The 19,169-nt window shown below is 36.8% G+C and carries 20 protein-coding genes; 8 read left to right on the plus strand and 12 right to left on the minus strand.

The window, feature by feature from the left end; genetic code table 11:
• The first annotated feature begins 3 nt into the window (after positions 1-3).
• From ASG21_RS17120 to ASG21_RS17130, 3 genes are read left to right on the plus strand one after another with little or no spacing between them, the layout of a single operon-like run.
• On the plus strand, positions 4-222 hold the full coding sequence (locus tag ASG21_RS17120) for a DUF3820 family protein (RefSeq protein WP_056083431.1): 219 nt from the start codon (positions 4-6) through the stop codon (positions 220-222).
• Between the two features lie 54 nt (positions 223-276).
• Positions 277-1,314 (plus strand): glycosyltransferase family 9 protein, encoded by a 1,038-nt coding sequence (locus ASG21_RS17125; RefSeq protein WP_056083434.1) that lies wholly within the window; start codon positions 277-279, stop codon positions 1,312-1,314.
• A 21-nt stretch (positions 1,315-1,335) separates the two neighbouring features.
• Entirely contained in the window at positions 1,336-2,100 is a 765-nt protein-coding gene (locus ASG21_RS17130) for a lipopolysaccharide kinase InaA family protein (protein WP_056083437.1), read from the plus strand.
• On the opposite strand, the gene uvrB is transcribed toward ASG21_RS17130, so the two are convergent.
• The 5 genes from uvrB to ASG21_RS17155 form a co-directional block, all read right to left on the minus strand.
• Positions 2,097-4,088, minus strand: a complete 1,992-nt coding sequence (gene uvrB, locus ASG21_RS17135; protein WP_056083440.1) for an excinuclease ABC subunit UvrB — start codon at positions 4,086-4,088, stop codon at positions 2,097-2,099. The genes ASG21_RS17130 and uvrB overlap by 4 nt on opposite strands.
• A 71-nt stretch (positions 4,089-4,159) precedes the next feature.
• Entirely contained in the window at positions 4,160-4,585 is a 426-nt protein-coding gene (locus tag ASG21_RS17140) for a hypothetical protein (RefSeq protein WP_056083443.1), read from the minus strand.
• Between the two features lie 74 nt (positions 4,586-4,659).
• Positions 4,660-5,082, minus strand: coding sequence for a hypothetical protein (locus tag ASG21_RS17145; RefSeq protein WP_056083445.1), 423 nt, complete (start codon positions 5,080-5,082; stop codon positions 4,660-4,662).
• Between the two features lie 5 nt (positions 5,083-5,087).
• The gene (locus tag ASG21_RS17150) at positions 5,088-6,905 is read right to left on the minus strand and encodes a M56 family metallopeptidase (RefSeq protein ID WP_056083448.1); all 1,818 of its coding nucleotides are present in this window, start codon (positions 6,903-6,905) and stop codon (positions 5,088-5,090) included.
• Between the two features lie 2 nt (positions 6,906-6,907).
• Complete coding sequence (locus ASG21_RS17155) at positions 6,908-7,279, minus strand: BlaI/MecI/CopY family transcriptional regulator (protein WP_056083451.1); 372 nt, start codon at positions 7,277-7,279, stop codon at positions 6,908-6,910.
• Between the two features lie 109 nt (positions 7,280-7,388).
• On the opposite strand from ASG21_RS17155, the gene ASG21_RS17160 reads away from it, so the two are divergent.
• The gene (locus ASG21_RS17160; RefSeq protein WP_056083454.1) at positions 7,389-8,588 is read left to right on the plus strand and encodes a PQQ-dependent sugar dehydrogenase; all 1,200 of its coding nucleotides are present in this window, start codon (positions 7,389-7,391) and stop codon (positions 8,586-8,588) included.
• A gap of 66 nt (positions 8,589-8,654) precedes the next feature.
• Here ASG21_RS17160 and ASG21_RS17165 read toward each other — a convergent pair whose 3' ends face one another.
• From ASG21_RS17165 to ASG21_RS17180, 4 genes are all read right to left on the minus strand, one after another.
• On the minus strand, positions 8,655-9,812 hold the full coding sequence (locus ASG21_RS17165) for a pyridoxal phosphate-dependent aminotransferase (RefSeq protein ID WP_056083457.1): 1,158 nt from the start codon (positions 9,810-9,812) through the stop codon (positions 8,655-8,657).
• A gap of 3 nt (positions 9,813-9,815) precedes the next feature.
• A complete protein-coding gene (locus tag ASG21_RS17170; RefSeq protein WP_056083460.1) occupies positions 9,816-10,901 on the minus strand; it encodes an FAD-dependent monooxygenase in 1,086 nt (361 codons plus the stop codon).
• 198 nt (positions 10,902-11,099) lie between these two features.
• A complete protein-coding gene (locus tag ASG21_RS17175) occupies positions 11,100-11,717 on the minus strand; it encodes a DUF502 domain-containing protein (RefSeq protein ID WP_056083463.1) in 618 nt (205 codons plus the stop codon).
• Positions 11,718-11,726: 9 nt separating this feature from the next.
• Positions 11,727-12,308 (minus strand): tRNA-(ms[2]io[6]A)-hydroxylase, encoded by a 582-nt coding sequence (locus tag ASG21_RS17180; RefSeq protein WP_056083466.1) that lies wholly within the window; start codon positions 12,306-12,308, stop codon positions 11,727-11,729.
• Positions 12,309-12,443: 135 nt separating this feature from the next.
• On the opposite strand from ASG21_RS17180, the gene ASG21_RS17185 reads away from it, so the two are divergent.
• Positions 12,444-12,680 (plus strand): hypothetical protein, encoded by a 237-nt coding sequence (locus ASG21_RS17185; protein ID WP_056083469.1) that lies wholly within the window; start codon positions 12,444-12,446, stop codon positions 12,678-12,680.
• Between the two features lie 34 nt (positions 12,681-12,714).
• On the opposite strand, the gene ASG21_RS17190 is transcribed toward ASG21_RS17185, so the two are convergent.
• Complete coding sequence (locus tag ASG21_RS17190; RefSeq protein WP_056083472.1) at positions 12,715-13,803, minus strand: acyltransferase family protein; 1,089 nt, start codon at positions 13,801-13,803, stop codon at positions 12,715-12,717.
• A gap of 4 nt (positions 13,804-13,807) precedes the next feature.
• The gene (locus ASG21_RS17195) at positions 13,808-14,347 is read right to left on the minus strand and encodes a hypothetical protein (RefSeq protein ID WP_128414348.1); all 540 of its coding nucleotides are present in this window, start codon (positions 14,345-14,347) and stop codon (positions 13,808-13,810) included.
• 74 nt (positions 14,348-14,421) lie between these two features.
• Between ASG21_RS17195 and ASG21_RS17200 the strand changes: the two genes are divergently transcribed.
• From ASG21_RS17200 to rpmA, 3 genes are all read left to right on the plus strand, one after another.
• Positions 14,422-15,315 carry a GLPGLI family protein gene (locus tag ASG21_RS17200; protein WP_056083477.1) on the plus strand — a complete coding sequence of 298 codons (894 nt, stop codon included), beginning with the start codon at positions 14,422-14,424 and terminating at the stop codon, positions 15,313-15,315.
• A 78-nt stretch (positions 15,316-15,393) separates the two neighbouring features.
• Entirely contained in the window at positions 15,394-15,768 is a 375-nt protein-coding gene (rplU, locus tag ASG21_RS17205) for a 50S ribosomal protein L21 (protein ID WP_056083479.1), read from the plus strand.
• Between the two features lie 28 nt (positions 15,769-15,796).
• Positions 15,797-16,054: a 50S ribosomal protein L27 gene (gene rpmA / locus ASG21_RS17210; protein WP_056083481.1), complete on the plus strand. Its 258-nt coding sequence runs from the start codon at positions 15,797-15,799 to the stop codon at positions 16,052-16,054.
• 337 nt (positions 16,055-16,391) lie between these two features.
• On the opposite strand, the gene ASG21_RS17215 is transcribed toward rpmA, so the two are convergent.
• Positions 16,392-18,911: a DUF5686 family protein gene (locus ASG21_RS17215; protein ID WP_241773522.1), complete on the minus strand. Its 2,520-nt coding sequence runs from the start codon at positions 18,909-18,911 to the stop codon at positions 16,392-16,394.
• Positions 18,912-19,169 lie beyond the last annotated feature (258 nt).

The raw sequence follows: 19,169 nt of genomic DNA on the forward strand, positions 1-19,169 counted from the left end.
TACATGGAAGGATTAAGACCTGAAATACTTCAGGAAATATGCGTAGTAAAGATGCCTTTTGGTAAATATAAAGGAACTGTTTTAGCCGATATTCCGGTAAATTATCTGGAATGGATGCACAAAAAAGGAATGCCTGCGGGCAAATTGGGAATGCAGCTTTCGACGGTTTACGAAATAAAAATCAATGGTCTGACAGATTTGCTCAGACCTCTCAGGAATTAATTAGATTCATTCAAGATTATTTACGACCTTTGCACGTTGATCTTATTTTTCTAAATGAAAGTATCTAAAAAAGTAAATGCGGCCAGAAGGTCTTTGATGAGAGGTCTTACCAAAAATGTGGGTAAATCTCATGCAGGTGCCATTGTAAAAAGAAATATTCCGATAAAAAAAATATTAATTTCCAGACCCAATCACAGGCTTGGAAATTTACTCCTTCTGTCGCCTTTAGTGCAGGAAGTTATTGAAACTTTTCCGGAGGCAAAAATTGATCTTTTTGTAAAAGGTGGAATTACACCTATTATTTACAAAAATTATAAAAATATAGACCGCATCATTCAGCTTCCTAAAAAGCCTTTCAGCAGTTTGTTTCAATACATTAAAGGTTGGGCGACACTTAAAAGCAGAAAATACGATTTGGTTATTAATGCCAGTTACGGCTCTTCCTCAGGGAAATTGTCAACTTCCATGGCGAGATCAGAATACAAAGTTTTTGGAGATACTGACGAAAAATTAGCAACTAAATTTTCAGATTACCGTCACGCTGCAAAAAATTCAATTTATAGCCTGAGAGATTTCTTAAGTCAGTTGGATATCGACAGAAGCGGTTCTAAAATTCCTGATTTAGATATAAAATTAAGCGAAGCTGAAATTGAAGAAGGAAAAGAGAAGCTGAACAATCTTGTAAAAAATGACAGGAAATCGATCTGTCTTTTTACCAACGCAACCGGAGCAAAATGTTACTCCGAAGAATGGTGGAATGCCTTTTACGAAAAGCTGGAAACGGCATTTCCCAATTACAATATCGTAGAACTTTTACCGGTAGAAAATATCTCTAAAATTAATTTCAGTGCGCCGTCTTTTTACAGCAAAGACATCCGTGAAATGGGTGGATTTATTACCAATTGTGAAGTTTTTATTGCCGCAGATAATGGTGTAATGCATTTGGCTAGTGCTGTAAATACACCAACGGTTGGTCTTTTTATGGTTACTGAAGAAGAAGTATACAAACCTTACAACAAAGGAAGTTTTGCAGTTAATACCAATGAGCATTCTACCGATGAGATCATCAATTTATTAAAGCAAATCCTCTAACAATTAAATAATCGTGTCAGTATGAAGAGTTTTTATGCCGATGGTTTCCGTCATCTCGAGACTAAAATTTTAAATGTTTTAAAAAATTTTAAAACGGGTGGAATTCTTATTGGTCCCGGAAGCAGAAATGTGGTTAAAATCTTTGATATTGATGGAGAAAGATTCAATTTTAAATCTTTTAAACAGCACAACGTTATCAACCGACACGTTTACAAATATTACAGAAAATCAAAGGCGAAACGCTCTTTTGAGTATGCACAGCTTCTTTTAAGCAAAGGTTTTCATACACCGGAACCTGTTGCCTATATTGAAAACTTTGACTTTTGGGGCGTAACATCAAGTTATTACATCAGCCGTCAACTCGAAGATTCTCCGACTTTAATGGAAGTTATTGTGAATCATTCATTTCCGGAAAGAGAGAAAATCATCCGTGAATATGCTCAGTTAATATTTCGTCTGCATGAGCAGGGAATGGAATTTTTAGACAATGCACCGGGAAATTTCATCATCAGGAATGAGAATGGAAGAAGTCAGTTCTATATGGTCGATCTCAACAGAATGAGCTTCCATCAGGAGATAAATTTAGATAAAAGATTAAAAAACTTTTCGCGTTTAACATCTGATTCCGAAGTAATTAGAATCATCAGCGACGAGTATGCAAAACTTGTCGGATCATCGGGCGATTACTGCTTCAACAGAATCACCGAAGCCATCAACGGAATGGTTCGTAAACGGAAAATGAAAAAAATTCTTAAGTTTTATAAGTTTTTGCTTCCAAAACGTTAGTTTTTCAACGCTTCAATTTCATCACGCAGTTTTGCAGCTTTTATAAAGTCTAAATTTTTCGCAGCAGCCTCCATTTCCTTTTGTTTCTGTGAAACAATTTTTGCCACATCTTCGGTAGAATAATTCGCTTTCGTTTCAGCAACTTTTTGTGTAATCTCTTTCTGAGTATATTTTTCATCAGGGAAATCTTTGCTTCTTCCCACCAGGTTTTCAGAAATCTTCTTGTTTAAAGCTGTCGGCACTTTTCCGTGTTCCTGATTATAAGTCACCTGCTTAGCACGACGGTACTCAGTTTCATCCAAAGTAGCCTGCATCGATTTTGTGATCTTATCGGCATACATGATGGCTCTTCCGTTGATGTTTCTTGCAGCACGGCCAACGGTTTGGATCATCGATCTGCGGCTTCTCAGCATTCCTTCTTTATCTGCATCCAAAATGGCAACTAAAGACACTTCAGGTAAATCTAAACCTTCTCTCAATAAATTGACTCCAATCAGCACGTCAAAAAGTCCTACACGGAGATCGTGCATAATCTGAATACGCTCCAAAGTCTCCACGTCAGAGTGAATGTAACGCGTTCTGATGCCGAATTTTGTGAAATACTTGGTAAGCTCTTCAGCCATTTTCTTGGTTAAAGTTGTCACCAAAACCCTCTCATCCAATTCAGCTCTTTTATTAATTTCTTCCATCAAATCATCGATCTGATTTAAAGAAGGTCTGATTTCAATAATCGGATCCAAGAGTCCTGTCGGACGGATAATCTGCTCAATATATTCGCCACCGGTTTTTTCCAGTTCATAATCTGCCGGAGTTGCGGAAACATAAATGACCTGATTCTGTATCGCTTCAAATTCTTCAAACTTCAAGGGACGGTTATCCATCGCAGCGGGAAGACGGAAACCATATTCCACCAAAGCTTCTTTACGGCTTCTGTCGCCACCGTACATGGCATGAACCTGCGGAACAGTAACGTGGCTTTCGTCAATCACCATCAAATAATCTTTCGGGAAATAATCTAAAAGACAAAATGGCCGTGAACCGGGAAGTCTTCCGTCTAAATATCGCGAATAGTTTTCAATTCCAGAACAGTAGCCGAGTTCTTTAATCATTTCAAGATCGAGTTCGGTTCTTTCCTGAAGTCTTTTGGCTTCCAGAGGTTTTTCAATTGAACCAAAAAAATCAACCTGCTTCACCATGTCATCCTGAATATTTCTGATGGCTCCGTTCAGGGTTTCCTTGGAAGTCACAAAAAGATTGGCAGGATAAATCTGGATAGATTCAAAATTGGACGTTACATTTCCTGAAACCGGATCAAAACTCTGAATTTTTTCAATTTCGTCTCCAAAAAACTGTACTCTGATTCCGTTGTCGGCATACGCTGGAAAGATGTCAATCACATCACCTTTCACCCGAAACGTACCTCTCTGAAACTCGCTGAGCGTTCTGGAATACAGTGCATTAACTAAAGAGTGAAGCAGTGCAGTTCTCGTAGTTTTCTCACCAATTTCAAGAGAAATTAGGGATTTGTGAAATTCTGCAGGGTTTCCGACACCGTAAATGCATGATACTGAGGCAACAATCAAAATGTCTCTTCTTCCTGAAAGCAAACTTGCAATTGCTGAAAGACGGAGCTTTTCCACTTCTTCGTTGATGCTTAAGTCTTTTTCGATATACGTTCCGGAGCTCGCAATGTACGCTTCAGGCTGATAGTAGTCGTAGTAGCTTACAAAGTATTCAACGGCATTTTCCGGGAAGAATTCTTTAAACTCCATGAAAAGCTGGGCCGCTAAAGTTTTGTTGTGGGCGAGAACCAGAGTCGGCCGCTGTACATTATTCACAACATTGGCAACGGTAAACGTTTTACCAGAACCGGTAACTCCTAAAAGCGTCTGATATTTTTCACCAATTTCAACGCCGCCTGTCAGTTTTTCTATTGCTGTAGGCTGATCTCCTGTAGGTTGATATTCTGATTGAAGTTTGAATTGCATTGAACAAATTTAGGAAATAAATATCTGAGGAGAATAGGATGGAGGTCATAAATATTTCCAATTACAAATGATTAGAATACTGCAAGAGGATCGAATCCTGCAGCTTTAATTGCCGGAGTCAGTGTGTCTGCCAAAAATTCTTTTTCTTCAGTATCCAATTCATCCCACGGCAGCTCATCAACGATATCCTTTATCTGACTTTTTTTAGCATCATAAGAATCATTTGATAATTGAATGCTATCTAATTTTCTTAAAAAGTCATTTGTAGCCTGTCTCAATTTAAAAATTATTAGTTTAGGAGACGGCATAAGTCCTCTGGCCTCCCAATTTTCCGGATTTTCATAAGTATCGGAAGACTTAATACTATCAATGGTTTTTTTAAAATTTTTATTGTTCACCTGACTACCTTTATTGAGAATCAACTTGTCTTTTTCAACTGATTTTTTACTGCAGGAAATATTTGAGATAAAAATAATATAAAAAACTAATTGTTTCATTTGCTTAATTGAAATGTCAAAAATATGTAAATAAACACAAAAGCGTCCCGAAAAAATCAGAACGCTTTAAAAAATCATAAATTTCTCAAACCTTTCAGAAGAAATTTCTTATTACTTTCATGGCAGGAATCATTTACTGCAACTGTAAAATGTCTGTTCCCGATGATGCTGTCTTTGTAGGCGTAGCCTTTCTTTCTTTTTTTATTATCAAGCAAAACATAATAATCTGTCTTGATGTATCGGTCGTCGCCATAGAAAAGAATGTTTTTAAATTTTGGTTTTTTATTATTTAATCTTTTGAATTCTTCGTCGCTGGACGCAAATTTAAATCCACCAAAACTCACAAATTTCAATTTTAAACTGTCATTGCTCACGCAGAGATATTGCCGGTCTTCATAGCAATAGGCTTTTGTGTTATACTGTGAGTATTGACTGAAATGATTTCCGGAGCAACTGTAAATTATGCAGACCAATATGGAAATTGAGAAAAGCCTCATAATATCTATTTTATTGGTGCAGTATTTTCAAACTTCATGGCAAGTGGGAGTTTGTAAACGCTTTTAGCAGGTTTGCCGTTTTCTGTAGCTGGTTTCCAGATTTTTCCGGCAGTCATCAGTTCTGTTACTCTATATGCTTCCTTATTAAACTCACTGTTTGGTCCTGTTACTTTTATGTCGGTAGTTTTCCCATTCTCATCAACTGAAATCAAAATGCTCGCTTTGACTGTTCCCGATAATTTTTCAAAAGGCGCCGCATTGAAATTTTCTCCCATCCCTTTTCTCATAAGATCCATACCACCGGGATATTCTGCTGGAGTTTGCTCTACAGTCTGCACAGGTTTTGGCATAGCAACAGGCGGGTATTCGTTTACATTGATGTCTTCAGGTTTTATTTTCTTTATTTCAGCTTTTGCATCTTTTGCCTTTTTTGGTGGGATCGTATCGGTTTTTATTTTAGAATATAAGTTTGGACCTGAAATGATCATATTCAAATCTTTTCTCTTCAGATAAGCTGCGTAATAGTTTTCTGTCATCAGCATTACCGTGCGGCTTTGCTTCAGATTAAACTTAGGATTTGTTCTCATCTCAAGAAATGTTGCGAAATCATTTATATCATACTTCGAAAGATCTGAATTTTTGATCCGTTTTCCATCAACTATTACAGAATAGTTTTCGCTGTCTAAATATTTTTTGATGTCGGCATCTGTAATTTTCCATCTTTTGGTTTTCATCTGCCTGTCATTAAAACGGACTGGTACATTATATTGGTTATCGTCACTCAGCTTTTGAAAAAGTGAATGCAACTGTATCTTGTCTGAAGGTGAAAGATTTTGTATAAAGCCATGATAATCCTGATTATCTAAATATTTAGAATATTTATCAAGTATTTTTTGATACGCTATCAAAGCATCATCACTCTCAATCTTTGAATTTTGTGATATTGATACCGGATTTTCCGCTGTGCTGTTCCCGTAAACTTTCTCAGCGAAAACAAACGCAGCAATTGCAAACACAGGTGCCGCCAGAAATTTTTTTGCCTTCGCAAATTTTGAATTTTGTTTTGTCATCATAATAAATCGTTTTTTAGTGTTGTTAAAATTAAACTGATGAGTCAGAGGTATATTTTGCTGTTTCAAGACCTCCTGTAAAATCAGTTCCTGATAGTTTTTAATGTTAATATTTTTGTTGATTACTTCTTCGTCTGCCAAAAATTCATGATTGTTGATCATTGCAATTTTATAGAAATAAAAGAAAGGATTGATCCACAAAACAGCTTTCGTAAGCTCAATAAAGATCAGATCAAGTGAATGTTTCTGCTGAATATGAATTTCCTCGTGCATAAAAACTCTATTGTCAATTCCGGAATAGCTGAAAGATTTTTCAGAAATATAAATGGTATTCCAAAAACTGAATGGTGCGAGATCCTTTTGAAGTAAAACAATATTTTTGCTTCTGTAAATTAATCTTCTTCCCTTTAGATTTTTAATTTTTAAAATTGAGATAATAAATTTTGCCAGAAAAAGGACAGCAATCAAAAAGTAAACAGCCAGAATGATCTGACTGAAATCAAAACTGCTTTCTTCGGTGATCTGTTGCGTGAAGACCTGTTGAGGAATTTCCTCTCCGACTACCAAATTTGATTTTTCTTCTTTTAAATTCGGCAACTCAATTGTCAGAAATGGAATTGTAAGTGAAAAAATAACCGAAAAAATCAGGTAAAAACGGTTGAAAACAAATGTCTTCTCCTTTGCCAAAAACCAATGGTACAATCCGAACAGAATTCCTGAGCAGATAACGGTTTTTAATATGAAAGTTTCCATAATTATTTTTTTATCTGTTGGTCTATAATGTCCCGGAGTTCCTTCAGATCTTTCTGCGTCAGTTTGGAATTTGACGTAAAGAACGAAGCAAACTGAGTAACCGAAGAGTTGAAAAAACGGTCAATCATCGTTGTCATTTCATCCTTAAAGTATTCGCTTTTTGCTACTTTCGGATAATATTCTCTTGAGTTTCCATACAGCGTAAAGCCTACCAGATCTTTGTTCTGCATTCTTTTGAGAAGTGTTGCAACTGTTGTAGTGGCAGGTTTTGGAGCGTCATAAGCTTCCAAAATTTCTTTCATGAAAGCTTTCTCTTTTTCCCAGAGAATTTCCATTAAAGTTTTCTCGGAGTCTGTCAGTTTTATTTCATTCATATTCTACAAGTTTATATTTTACTCTACAAATGTAGAGTAAAATATTTATTATGCAAATTTTTATGGCATTATTTTTCGTCTGAATTGTGTAACCCATTAAAAATTAATTATGAGCAAGATTTTCTTACCTATTTTATTAGCTTCTGCGACAACCATTGTTTCATGTCAGGGAAAGGGGAAGCCCAGTGAACCATCAGCCAAAGAAGAAAAACCCAATACGAACTACAAACCTGCATTTGCCGGACAGACACGCGTTGCTCCGGTAAAAACCACGACACCTTACAACGTTGAAATACTCAATACATCTCTCGGAAAACCTTGGGGGATTATTAATCTTCCTGACGGTAGATTTTTAATTACTGAAAAATCAGGATTCATCAATGTAGTTTCTACAGACGGAAAAAAAGTGTCTAAAATCGAAGGCTTTCCAAAAGTGGACGACAAAGGACAGGGTGGCATGCTTGATGTTGCTTTAGATCCTGATTTCAAAACAAATCAAATTATTTACTTCTGTTATTCTGAACCTTACGGAGACGGAAATCATACAGCAGTTGCCAAAGGAAAATTATCTGCTGACCTGAAAAATATTTCTGAAGTAAAAGTAATCTTCAGAGCTACGCCTACTTATGATGGCGACAAACATTACGGAAGCCGTTTGCAGTTTGACAAAGAAGGAAATCTTTTTGTAAGCACCGGCGAAAGATCTGATAAAGAGACAAGAGTTTATGCTCAGAAAACCGATAATTATTTAGGTAAAATTCTAAAAATTACCAAAGATGGAAAACCTGCTGAGGGAAATCCATTCATCGGAAAAGCCGGTTACAAACCAGAAATCTACGCTTTCGGAATCAGAAGTCCTCAAGGACTGGCTTTAGATGAAAAAGGACAGCTTTGGGATATTGAAATGGGACCGAGAGGGGGAGATGAAATCAATCTGATCCAGCCCGGAAAAAATTACGGTTGGGGCGATGTCACCTACGGAATTGAGTACAACGGCGACAAAATCAACAACGGAACTACGCAAAAAGCAGGCACCGAACAGCCGGTTTATTATTGGGATCCGGTAGTTTCGCCAAGTGGAGTCACTTTCTACACCGGAAATATTGAAGAATGGAAAAACAATCTTTTCATCGCCTGTCTGAGCGGACAACACATCAACCGAATTATTTTAAAAGACAATAAAGTTGTGGGTGAAGAGCGTTTACTTTTAGACCAGAAAGAAAGATTTAGAGATGTTCTGAATGGAATGGATGGAAATCTTTATGGGGTGACGGATAGTGGGAAACTGTATAGGGTTTCTAAGAAATAAATTGTAATAAATTAAAAAGAAGTGGCTGGATCAAAAGATTCAGCCATTTCTTAATTTATTTTTAACTTAAAAACTCTTTAAGATCCTGTTTAGACCCTCTTCCAAAATCTCCTGCGAAGTTGAAAAACAAATCCTCACATGGCCTTCCGCACCTTTTCCAAACCATCTTTCGGAGCCTGGAACAATGGCAACTTTGCCTTGCTTCAGAACGTGTTGTGCGAAAACATCGCTCGACATTCCATTTTCAATTTTTGGGAAAATTACAAACGTGGCTTCAGGGTGATTTGGCGTTAAAATACCTGAGTTTTTCAGCTTGTTATATGCAAAGTCTCTGTTGCTTTGTAAATGACTAAGAAAATCATTAAACCACGGTTTAGCCTTGTCAATGGCAACACTCGCGGCAATCTGAGATAATGTAGAAACCCCTTCAATCGTTGAATTAAACTGAGATTTTTCTGTGAAATCATCCAACAATTCCTGATCGTTGCACAAAACAGCACCGATTCTTAAACCAGCAATTCCATATGATTTTGAGAAACCGAAAACGGTAAAACTTTTCTTTTTTGCTGCTTCAGAAACAGAAGAGTAGGTGTTGAATTCTTTTTTATCGTAAACAATATCACTCCAGATCTCATCGCTCATCACCCAAAGGTCATGTGCTGCAGCGATTTCGGAGATTTTGATTAAAATTTCTTTGGAATAAACACGACCAACCGGATTGTGCGGGTTGCAGATGCTGATCAGTTTGGTTTTAGGGCCAATGAGCGAAACCAGCATTTCAAGATCGATGTCACCTGTTGTGGAATCTACTGCACACAATTTGATATTTCCGCCAACGGCATCCACTGTTTTTTTGAATAGGAAATCTACCGGATCAAAAATAATCGCTTCGTCGCCGGGATTCAGAACATAGTTGGCAACCATGTACATTCCCATCGCTGCGCTGTTGACTGCCAAAACATTTTCAGGAGTGAAATTTCCGTTTTTGCCGCTGTTAAAGTGTTCTGCAACACTTCTTTTAAACTCTGGCAAACCGGAAAACGGTCCGTAACTTAAGTATCCGTCTTTTATGTATTCAATAATTCCCTGCTCGATTGCGGGAGACATTCTGAAATCAGGATCTGCAGCTGTTAAAGGGATGATGCCGTCTTCAAGGGTTGCCCATCTGCCATTGTAGGCCTTTCTTTTCAGAGCTTCGAAATTGATATCGTTGTTTGTAAACATTTTTTATTTGTATGAAATGGGTAAAGTGTTTTTCGGCTGTTCGCTTAGTGGTAACAGGAACTGGTTCAATAAAATCCTTCCGTTGTTGATGTGAATGTCAATCTCCGGTCTTCTTTCTTCCTCATATCTTCTGAAGGTTTCCTGAAGGTCATTTCCTTCTTTTAAAAGTTGGGTTAAGGTGAAAGAATCTTTCAGCGCAGAAGTCACGCCCTGACTTGTAAACGGAATTAAAGGATGCGCCGAATCACCGATAAACACTACATTTTCATGATAGAAAGGATTCAGTTTCTCCAGTTCGTAAACACGCCAGATGTGGGCATTTTCGTAGCTTGAACCTTCAATAATGGATGTAATTAATTCATTCCAATTACCAAAATTCTCAATCATAAACTGTCTGATGCAGTCTGCAGTATAATCTTCATTAATAAAATACTTTGTAATATCAAACTGGCAGTACCAAAGGATTTTCTTAGGTGAAAGCTTTAAAACACCAAAGGTAAGACCGCCTTTTTCGTGATGGAATTTCAGAAAATTGCTTTCAATCTGGCTTGCTAGTTCTTCATTTTCGATGATGTTAACAACTTCGTTTTCCAGAACCGCTCTCATCGTTTCATCCTGAAATATTTTTCTTCTGATTCTGCTTCTCGAGCCGTCGGATGCGACCACGATATCAGCTTGTATCACGTTGTTTTCATCAATCTCAATGTTTGCTTTTCCGTTTTCAAAACCTTTGAGCCCGATGGTTGTTTGGTATGAAATTTTATCTGACGGAATTTCGTTGGCGAGAATTTCAATCAACGCACTTCTTGAAACTACAAAAACATCATCCAGATCTTTTTCAGACATGATTTCGCCTGCCTGATTGTAGTGGATGTATTTTTTCAGGAAACTTCCTTTTTTGTAAAGATCATTGATATCAATAATACTTGAAAGATGTTCAATTCCTTCTTTTGGAAGGATAAAACCGTGTCCTTTCAGGTCATTTTGAGTTCTTCTTTCGTAGAGATGATAGTCAATATTATTTTTTTCAAGATAATTTGCCATGCTCAAACCGGAAACTCCGGCTCCAATGATTGCAACTTTACTCATCTTTTTTAATTTAATTGTATTGTTTAGTTTTTATTTAAATTGAATTCTAAATAACAGATAATCATTTAGTTAAATTAAATAATTTCAGTAAATAAGAATTTTTTATTTTTGTAAAGATTCTTTTTTGAATTGACAGGAATCCATTTAAAAGAAAAAGAAATAATATCTGAGAGAGTATTATTAAATAAAGAAGGAGGACTATTCCGGAGCCTTAAAAACATTATCATCAGAGTGAAAACCTGCCACACCGCCGCTTACTGCAAATTTCATTGCTGTAGCTGCACTCATGCCCACAACGGGTTTGATGTTTTTTTCTTCAGTGACGATTACCCAGCCCGAAATGGCGTAAGAATGGGGAAGATAGACCGCAACATAATTTGCTTTCTGAACAACGTCCATTTCTCTTTGAGTTAAAAAACCGATTCTCCAGATTTCCGGATTTTCGTTGGTCTTTACCCAAACCGGATCGCTGAATTTCTTTTTGTCGCCAACGAATGATGACATCACATCTTTTGTTGGAGAATAGATATGCTTGATGCCGGGAATTTTTTCTAAAAGTCTGTCAATAGAATCAACAAAAAAGCGACCTACAACAAACTTGTTTCCTAAAAATCCGAGTAAGGCTGTAACTAAAAGCACAGAGATAAAAACCAATCCCGGAATTTGTTTGGCAACCGACGGAATGATATTATCAATAGACGTAATTACCGACCAGATAACATAAATGGTCAATCCTATAGGTCCAATGATAATTAATCCCTGAAAAAAGTTTTTCAGAAAGATATTGGTTACGCTTTCAAATGTTGGTTTCTTCAATTCTGATTATTATCCGTGGATGCTTTCTTTGTTTCCGTAAGATTTTATGATTTTGGCTTCATATTCAAGCCATTCTTCCCATCGTGCATTGACCTGTTCAGGATCACCCAGTTCTCTTGCAAAACCGATGAAAGTGGTATAGTGATTGGCCTCAGAAATCATCAGATCTCTGTAAAATGTTTTTAATTCTTCGTCCTTGATGTTCTCTGTTAAAACTTTAAATCTTTCACAGCTTCTTGCTTCTATCATGGCAGCAAAAAGCATTTTGTCAACAATCAGCGTATCTCTGTGACCGCCTTTCTGGATAAAATTGACCAGTTCGTTCACGTAATCATCTTTTCTGGTACGCCCAAAAGTGTAGCCGCGTTTTTTGATGATCTCTAAAACCTGTCCGAAATGTTCCAGCTCTTCCTGAGCAATAAGCAAAAGTTCGGAAATAATATCCGGACGTTCAGGAAGCATCGTGATCAGTCCAATGGCATTGGTGGCGGCTTTTTGCTCGCACCACGCATGGTCTGTCAGGATTTCCTGAAGGTTTCCTTCTGCAATATTGGCCCACCTCGGGTCGGTAGGAAGTTTCAGCTTAAACATGACTAAAAAATTTTGGTAAATTTAATTAATTAAATTAACATCCAATGAAGCTTAACTTTCTATTTTGAAAAACAGATTGCGATAGTGTTGGCATAGAGTTGGTTTAACATATTTTAACAAATAAAAAAATCAACGATGGAAATTTCAGTTATCACAAAAAAAGTGCAAAAATTTGCCTTCGCAATGTTGGCATTTTTCCTGAGCATTGCAGCTTCAGCACAGGAAGCAACAGACTCTAAAGTTACAACAACTACAAAAACCACGCACACTGAAGAATGGTATGCAGATCCAACTTATATCATCATAGGTGCGGTTCTGTTCATCGTTCTGATAGCTGTTTTGGTTATGGGTGGACGAAGAAGAAGAGATTAAAATACAAGCAAGTAAAACAAAAAACCGTTCAATATTATTGAGCGGTTTTTTTGCGTAAAAATTCCAGAACATTCCATCCTAGAGCATCAAATTTCTTTAATCCTGCCGAAATGATGAATGCTAAAATGACGTTGAAAACATAAATGATTACCATCAAAAGCCACCACGGCATAGTTTCTTTTAACGGAACGACGAGGAAATAAATCAGGGACGAACTGATTCCCTGTCCGAAATAGAAGAAAATGGCGTTTTTACCAATATAAGTCACGAAGTTTTCTTTGGTGATTTTTAAACGGTTGTAGAACACGAAAAGTGTTGTCAGTGAAAACAGAGACCAGATAATGTATGGGATTTTCGGCGGAAATTTCTGCTTGTTGATCTTAAAGAAAATTTCATTCCCGAAATACAGAAACATCCAAACTAATGCTGCGGCGACCACTCCGTAAAGTATAGGAATCATCTTTGTAGGGATTTTTTTGCCTTTCATTCTGTTGGCAACTAAAAAAACCGTCATGTAAAACGCGACATATCCAACCTGGCCATTGGGATATATTTCAGGGAAAATATTAAAGAGTAATGTTAAAGCGATGCACATTCCAATAAACCAGTTGACATGTTTCGGGAAGAATTTTAAGATCAAAACTCCAAAAACGGTTAAGATAAAATAAACTTTCAGATACCAGAAACTTCCCATTACCACAGGAAAAGTGTCTGCATTGTTGTATTCATGAAGATACCAGTTTCCAAGATTCTGCCATTGAGGAACTGTTGAAATGCTTGTTGCGGCGTACTTCGATCCGAAAGTGGAGTAGAAGCTCTGCAGCCATTCGAGTGAGAAAAAGGTGAGTCCGAAAATTTTGAAGAAATAATCTAAAAAGAAAAGCAGCGTCACGAATATCATGTATGTCACCTGCAGTTTGAGTAATCTGTAAAATGTTTTTTCGATGTTTGATCCCGAAGTAATCCCACTGAGAGCATAAAAAAGTGCCACATCGAAAACCAGTGAAAAGACTCTCACTTCCGGCTGAATGTAAAACTGCCCCGACCAGAACGCGGTGTGGATGAAAATAATGGAAAGTGTCGCCAGACCTTTCGCAAAATCAATATAAAGATCTCGGTTCATGTTATTAAGGTAAATCTCTGGTTATTTTTTCTAATTTGTCATAATTAAAGAAATACAAACCTCCTTCCCATTTTGGTTTTGCCGTTTTCTCTATCCCCCGTAATTCGTTTGCAAAAAGTCTGTGATATCTAACAGAAAACCACGAATTGTAGAAGTCATTATCGATGGAGTATAGAGGTTGTTTAAAAACTTCCGAACGTTGTTCCGTTGTTTTATTCAGATGTGAATAACCTTCCATTACAAGAAAAAGTCTGTAGTTATTTTCTTTTGCAAATCTCTCATAATTTGACATGGGAAGACAATATTGGGAAGTACACCCATTTGTGAAAATATAAACAAGAGATTTTGGATGTTTAGCCAATTCAGATTTAAGCTGTTGGCCATTTATTTTGTAGACGTGTTGTGTATCAGTTTTGTCAAAACTTTCCAAAGCAACAACTGTGGTTTTTTCTTTTTCTGAAAGTTTTTTATAATCATTGGTCACCCCGTAGACAGTGCATGATGTAAGTGATAAAAAAAATAACATGCTTAAAATTATCTTCATTGTAAGTTTTTTCCAAAAGTACAAATAAAAAGAACTAATTTAATTTCTATATTTGGAGAAATAATCACAGTATAATGAAGCATATTTCCAGTCTTATTTTAATTCTTTTAGTCAGTCTTAACCTCTCGGCGCAGGGAAACCGTTTTATTTACGAATATCAATCAAGAAGAGATTCTACGAGAACCGACAGTCTTAAAAAAGAATTCGTAAATCTTGATATTTTTCCCGATAGATCTTATTTCTATGGTCAGGCAAAATTTGAAAGTGATTCTGCAGATAACGTCTCACTTGCAAAGCAAAGAAATGCTACGCCTGGAAATTACACTATCAAGTCTACTATTCAGGATTGGAATATTGAATATATTGTTGAAAAATCTTATCCTGATTTTAAGATGAAATGGTTTACTCAAATCGAACAAACCGATTTAAATGTGGAAGGCAAGCAGGAATTTAAATGGAATATTCTGTCGGAAACCGCAAAAATTGAGAATTACAGCTGTCAGAAAGCCACTACAGAATTTGGCGGCAGAAATTGGGAAGCATGGTTTTCAAAAGATCTTCCATTTCCGGATGGTCCGTATAAATTTCATGGTTTGCCGGGATTGATTGTGAAACTGGAAGATCATACAAAATCTCATCAGTTTCTGTTAAAAGGAAGTAAAAAACTAAAGGATAAAGATGAATCGTGGGATTTGATTTTAGCCTTGAAAAAAGATGCAGAAAATGAGACGAAAAGTGTGAAAGTCACTCCTGATCAATACAAAAAGCTTTATTTATCCTATAAAAATGATCCTGCAAAAGATGTTAAACAAAAGCTTTCAAACCCAAATACTAAAATGGAAATTAGTTTTGGTGATGGTAGGGTAATTAATGAAAATGCCGAAATCATTAAGTATTATGAAGGAATGCTTTCGGAAAAATATAAGAACAATAATAATCAGCTGGAACTAAATTTGTATAAAAAATAGAAAATTTGGTCAAACAATCTTGTTAATCAATAAATAATCAGTACATTTGCACCTCGAAATAACTAAAATTTATAAACAATGTTTGCAATTGTAGAAATAGCAGGGCTTCAATATAAAGTTGAGCAAGACCAGAGGCTGTTTGTAAACCGTTTGGCAGGAGATAAGGGAGCGAAAGTATCTTTCGACAAAATTCTTCTTACTGTAAACGGAGCAATCACCGTAGGCGCCCCAGCTGTAAGCGGAATCACTGTAGAAGCAGAGATCCTGGATCACGTAAAAGCTGATAAAGTAATCGTTTTCAAAAAGAAAAGAAGAAAAGGTTATCAGGTAAAGAACGGTCACAGACAGTCATTAACTCAGATCAGAATCACTGGAATCACAGGATTTGACGGAGCTAAAAAAGAAACTAAAGCGAAAAAGGCTCCTAAGACTGAGGAAGCTGGCGCAGAATAATTGTTTAACCAAAAAACCATAAAATAAAATGGCACACAAAAAAGGAGTCGGTAGTTCGAAGAACGGTAGAGAATCTCACTCTAAAAGATTAGGTGTAAAGATTTTCGGTGGACAAGACGCTATCGCGGGTAACATCATTGTAAGACAGAGAGGTACTCAGCACCACCCAGGTGAAAACGTTGGGATCGGTAAAGATCACACTTTGCACGCACTTGTTGACGGGAAAGTAGTTTTCAGAAAGAAAGCAAACAACAGATCATTTGTATCTATTGAACCAAACGCATAATTTAAAAAGCGTTTTATAAAAATAAAATCCTCAGCATTCATGTTGAGGATTTTTTGTGCTTTGAATTGAACTTTTAGATCGTCTTTTTACACATTAGTCACATCAGATAGTTTTACAAATCTGGCATTTAATAGATCACATAAGAATTGAAAAATCAAAGATTTTTCATTGTGTAGGTTGTTTGCCGATACTTTTTTAAATGTATTTTATAATAAATGACAATGGATCATGGACAGAAAAAATTTTAATTTTTTCTCTAATGTGTTCTAAAATATGCAGGGAAAAGATAAAAACTCTTTGTGACTAATGTGGTCAAGCCTCCAACTAAGTTTTTGAATTAAAAATAAAACTGAAATCCAGCCTTAATTCCAAATCTGGAAGCATCCGGACGGTCAAGATAATTTCCTCTCCAGTTGAAGTCTACACGGATGATTCTGATGTTTCCAAAGCCGATATTTTCAATCCCGAAACCATATTCATAATAAATCTGCTGATCTGGCGCCGAGTATTTTAAATTGTCAACATTGATATTTTTAGAAGCGTCACTGAGGGTTCCATAAGCTCCTCTGATGAAAGCGACTTCCCTTAACTTCAGTTTCTTAATTAGAGGAATAAATGAGAGTATTTTGCCGTTAAAATGGTGCTCAATATGCAAAGTAGAATAGGTGTCTGCTACAAACTCATAATAATTAAGCTGTGCAAAGGTATTCGGAACCAATCCATAACTCTGGTTAGCCGGAATAATATTCTGCAGCGCCAAAGGAACAGTGTCAAAGTTTTTCCCTGCTTCAAAATTCAGGAAGGTTTTGCCCCAGCTTCCGAGCAGCATCGGTTTGTAAAACATAAACTGCAGTTTGTTGTAGTTGAAATCTGCATTAAATAAACCTTCAATTCCACGGGTATATTTTAAAACGATTGTGGGTGCAAGTGTGCTGTGCTCATATCTGTCGACACCGGTTTGTGAGAATTTAGCTCCCGGTCTGGCAATTAAACTGATGGTAACACGCGAATCATTTACGGTTTTTCTAAGGTCACCATTTCTGTAATACATCAGATTGAAATCTTCCGGATTGGCAGATTTAATGCTTTGTACAGTTCCATCTACGCGTACCTGAAAGTTTTTCCAAGGTTCTACTGATGTGAAAAAGCTTGTCTGGATAACCGAACTTAATGAAGCATTTTCTCCTCGGGCAAAAACCGTTGAAGAAGCGAATGAACGGGATAGAATACCGTCTTCGGTAGTCAGCTGTACACCAAGCTGTGTGATATCTCTCTTGGTGCCTCCACCGATCATAAAACGGTTGACACGGTTGAACATATAACGTCCTTCCACACCATATTTAAATTGCTGGTCTTTAAAGCCGTATGCATTGTAAAATTCAAGTCTCCACGGATCATTTTGGGTAAAATAGGTTCTCGCCCCAATTCTGATTCTGTCACCTTCCACCTCATTTTTTCCATAGATGGAAGTGATTGGCCCTAAGTCAATACCCTTTGTAACATTGTAATATCGTGATGCCAGTGTTTCATACAGTTTTACAATTCGGTTGAATTTCGGTGTCTGCTGAAGCTTTTCAAGCATTTCGTAAACACCTTTTTCCTGTTTCGAAAGGGAGTCGGGTCTTGCAGCAGTCCAGAATTCATCGTTTTTTTCTACAAATTTGGCATCATACTCTTCTTCTTTCCGGACAAAAATTTCGTCAGCCAGAGGTTGGTTAAACTGATAATCTGAATAATTAACAGAGCGTTTTGCAAGCAGACTTTTAGAATTTTTCTTTTTTGAAAAAGGGGTAAGTTCAATTTGAGTTACCAGTTTTTTCGGCAGGAAAGTTTCGTCATCGGGATTGCTGTATTCCAGTTCAGTATAAATTGAATTGATGAAATTTACACTGATTTTACTGGTCGATCTTAAAGTAGCTCCTAAAACAGCATATGTTTCCGTGTCAATATAAAGATAGCCCTGAAAAGCCAGAACGTCTTTTCTGCGCGGTTCGTAGCGGATTCTGTAGGCTCGGTTTCCGCTGATGGAAATAGTGTCGCTCAGCTGATAATCGTAAGTACTGAAGCCATCTGTCGATACAGGACTTTGAAATCCGATATCAAAATAATTTAAAGTATTATCGTAAATGTTGATATCACGGTAAAGATTTTTCGCCGTAATTGCCACCACCTGATTATCCTGAAATCCCGAAGTTTTCTGTGCAGTAAGAAGTTTTTTAGTCTTTTTGGAAGGTTTGTTTAAGCCGTAGTTTTCATAAATAGATTCGTTGAGGAAGACGGGCAAAGCCATTGTTCCGTTGGCTGTGGAATCGGCGTAGTCGAAAATAAAATCGAGTTTATTAAAAACCTTCCGGCTCATAAATGCGCTGTCGATATTATTGGCGTCAAACTGAATTTTTTCGTATTCTTTATAGCTGTAGCTGTCGAATTTTTCGAGCCCGTTGTTTCTTTTGCGTTTCCAGACTTCCTGCATAATGGCGTAGGCAGGATTTTCTTTCTTGTTTTTGTATTTCGGCTTGGTATTCTGAATGACAACTTCGGCAATTGCACTTTCCTTTTCAGGAGAAAGTTTGATCTGAAGATTATTCTCAATAGCCGTGACTTCAAATGAAGCATAGTTTTTTCTTTCAAACCTGATCTTGTAGATAACCGTGTCTGAACTTACCGTAAACTGTGATGAAGTTGTCGTTAAAGCGGCTGCAGTCTTATCGTTAATGAAGATGCTGACTCCGGTGAGGTCTTTATTGGTTTTAGCGTCTGAAATTTTTCCGGTAACGGAAGTCTGTGCGAAAAAAAAGCCTGTGGTAAAGAGGGAAGATATAAAAAGAAAATATTTATAAATCTGTGTAGACATCATTTGATTCATCGAGCATTTAGCTTAAACAAAAAGCGTGCTGTAAATTATTTAAACTAAAATATTTAAAGAGCTTTTGTCTCTGATTATTAAGGTGCAAATGTAACGAAAAAAACAGTCTTGATATTGTGTGCGTCTGAAAGTTTATTGTTTACAATTATAATATGTCTCAAAAGGTTATAAAAAAGAAAAAGACTCACATTTCTGTAAGTCTTTTTGCTCCTCCTGCTGGGCTCGAACCAGCGACCCTCTGATTAACAG

This window comes from Chryseobacterium sp. Leaf394 (assembly GCF_001424105.1).
GTDB lineage: Bacteria > Bacteroidota > Bacteroidia > Flavobacteriales > Weeksellaceae > Chryseobacterium.

Excerpts from the sequence above, each read along its gene's own strand:
- ASG21_RS17120 (WP_056083431.1), top strand. The coding sequence starts at position 4 with ATGGAAGGATTAAGACCTGAAATACTTCAGGAAATATGCGTAGTAAAG.
- ASG21_RS17125 (WP_056083434.1), top strand. The coding sequence starts at position 277 with ATGAAAGTATCTAAAAAAGTAAATGCGGCCAGAAGGTCTTTGATGAGA.
- ASG21_RS17130 (WP_056083437.1), top strand. The coding sequence starts at position 1,336 with ATGAAGAGTTTTTATGCCGATGGTTTCCGTCATCTCGAGACTAAAATT.
- uvrB (WP_056083440.1), bottom strand. The coding sequence starts at position 4,088 with ATGCAATTCAAACTTCAATCAGAATATCAACCTACAGGAGATCAGCCT.
- ASG21_RS17140 (WP_056083443.1), bottom strand. The coding sequence starts at position 4,585 with ATGAAACAATTAGTTTTTTATATTATTTTTATCTCAAATATTTCCTGC.
- ASG21_RS17145 (WP_056083445.1), bottom strand. The coding sequence starts at position 5,082 with ATGAGGCTTTTCTCAATTTCCATATTGGTCTGCATAATTTACAGTTGC.
- ASG21_RS17150 (WP_056083448.1), bottom strand. The coding sequence starts at position 6,905 with ATGGAAACTTTCATATTAAAAACCGTTATCTGCTCAGGAATTCTGTTC.
- ASG21_RS17155 (WP_056083451.1), bottom strand. The coding sequence starts at position 7,279 with ATGAATGAAATAAAACTGACAGACTCCGAGAAAACTTTAATGGAAATT.
- ASG21_RS17160 (WP_056083454.1), top strand. The coding sequence starts at position 7,389 with ATGAGCAAGATTTTCTTACCTATTTTATTAGCTTCTGCGACAACCATT.
- ASG21_RS17165 (WP_056083457.1), bottom strand. The coding sequence starts at position 9,812 with ATGTTTACAAACAACGATATCAATTTCGAAGCTCTGAAAAGAAAGGCC.
- ASG21_RS17170 (WP_056083460.1), bottom strand. The coding sequence starts at position 10,901 with ATGAGTAAAGTTGCAATCATTGGAGCCGGAGTTTCCGGTTTGAGCATG.
- ASG21_RS17180 (WP_056083466.1), bottom strand. The coding sequence starts at position 12,308 with ATGTTTAAGCTGAAACTTCCTACCGACCCGAGGTGGGCCAATATTGCA.
- ASG21_RS17185 (WP_056083469.1), top strand. The coding sequence starts at position 12,444 with ATGGAAATTTCAGTTATCACAAAAAAAGTGCAAAAATTTGCCTTCGCA.
- ASG21_RS17190 (WP_056083472.1), bottom strand. The coding sequence starts at position 13,803 with ATGAACCGAGATCTTTATATTGATTTTGCGAAAGGTCTGGCGACACTT.
- ASG21_RS17195 (WP_128414348.1), bottom strand. The coding sequence starts at position 14,347 with ATGAAGATAATTTTAAGCATGTTATTTTTTTTATCACTTACATCATGC.
- ASG21_RS17200 (WP_056083477.1), top strand. The coding sequence starts at position 14,422 with ATGAAGCATATTTCCAGTCTTATTTTAATTCTTTTAGTCAGTCTTAAC.
- rplU (WP_056083479.1), top strand. The coding sequence starts at position 15,394 with ATGTTTGCAATTGTAGAAATAGCAGGGCTTCAATATAAAGTTGAGCAA.
- rpmA (WP_056083481.1), top strand. The coding sequence starts at position 15,797 with ATGGCACACAAAAAAGGAGTCGGTAGTTCGAAGAACGGTAGAGAATCT.
- ASG21_RS17215 (WP_241773522.1), bottom strand. The coding sequence starts at position 18,911 with ATGATGTCTACACAGATTTATAAATATTTTCTTTTTATATCTTCCCTC.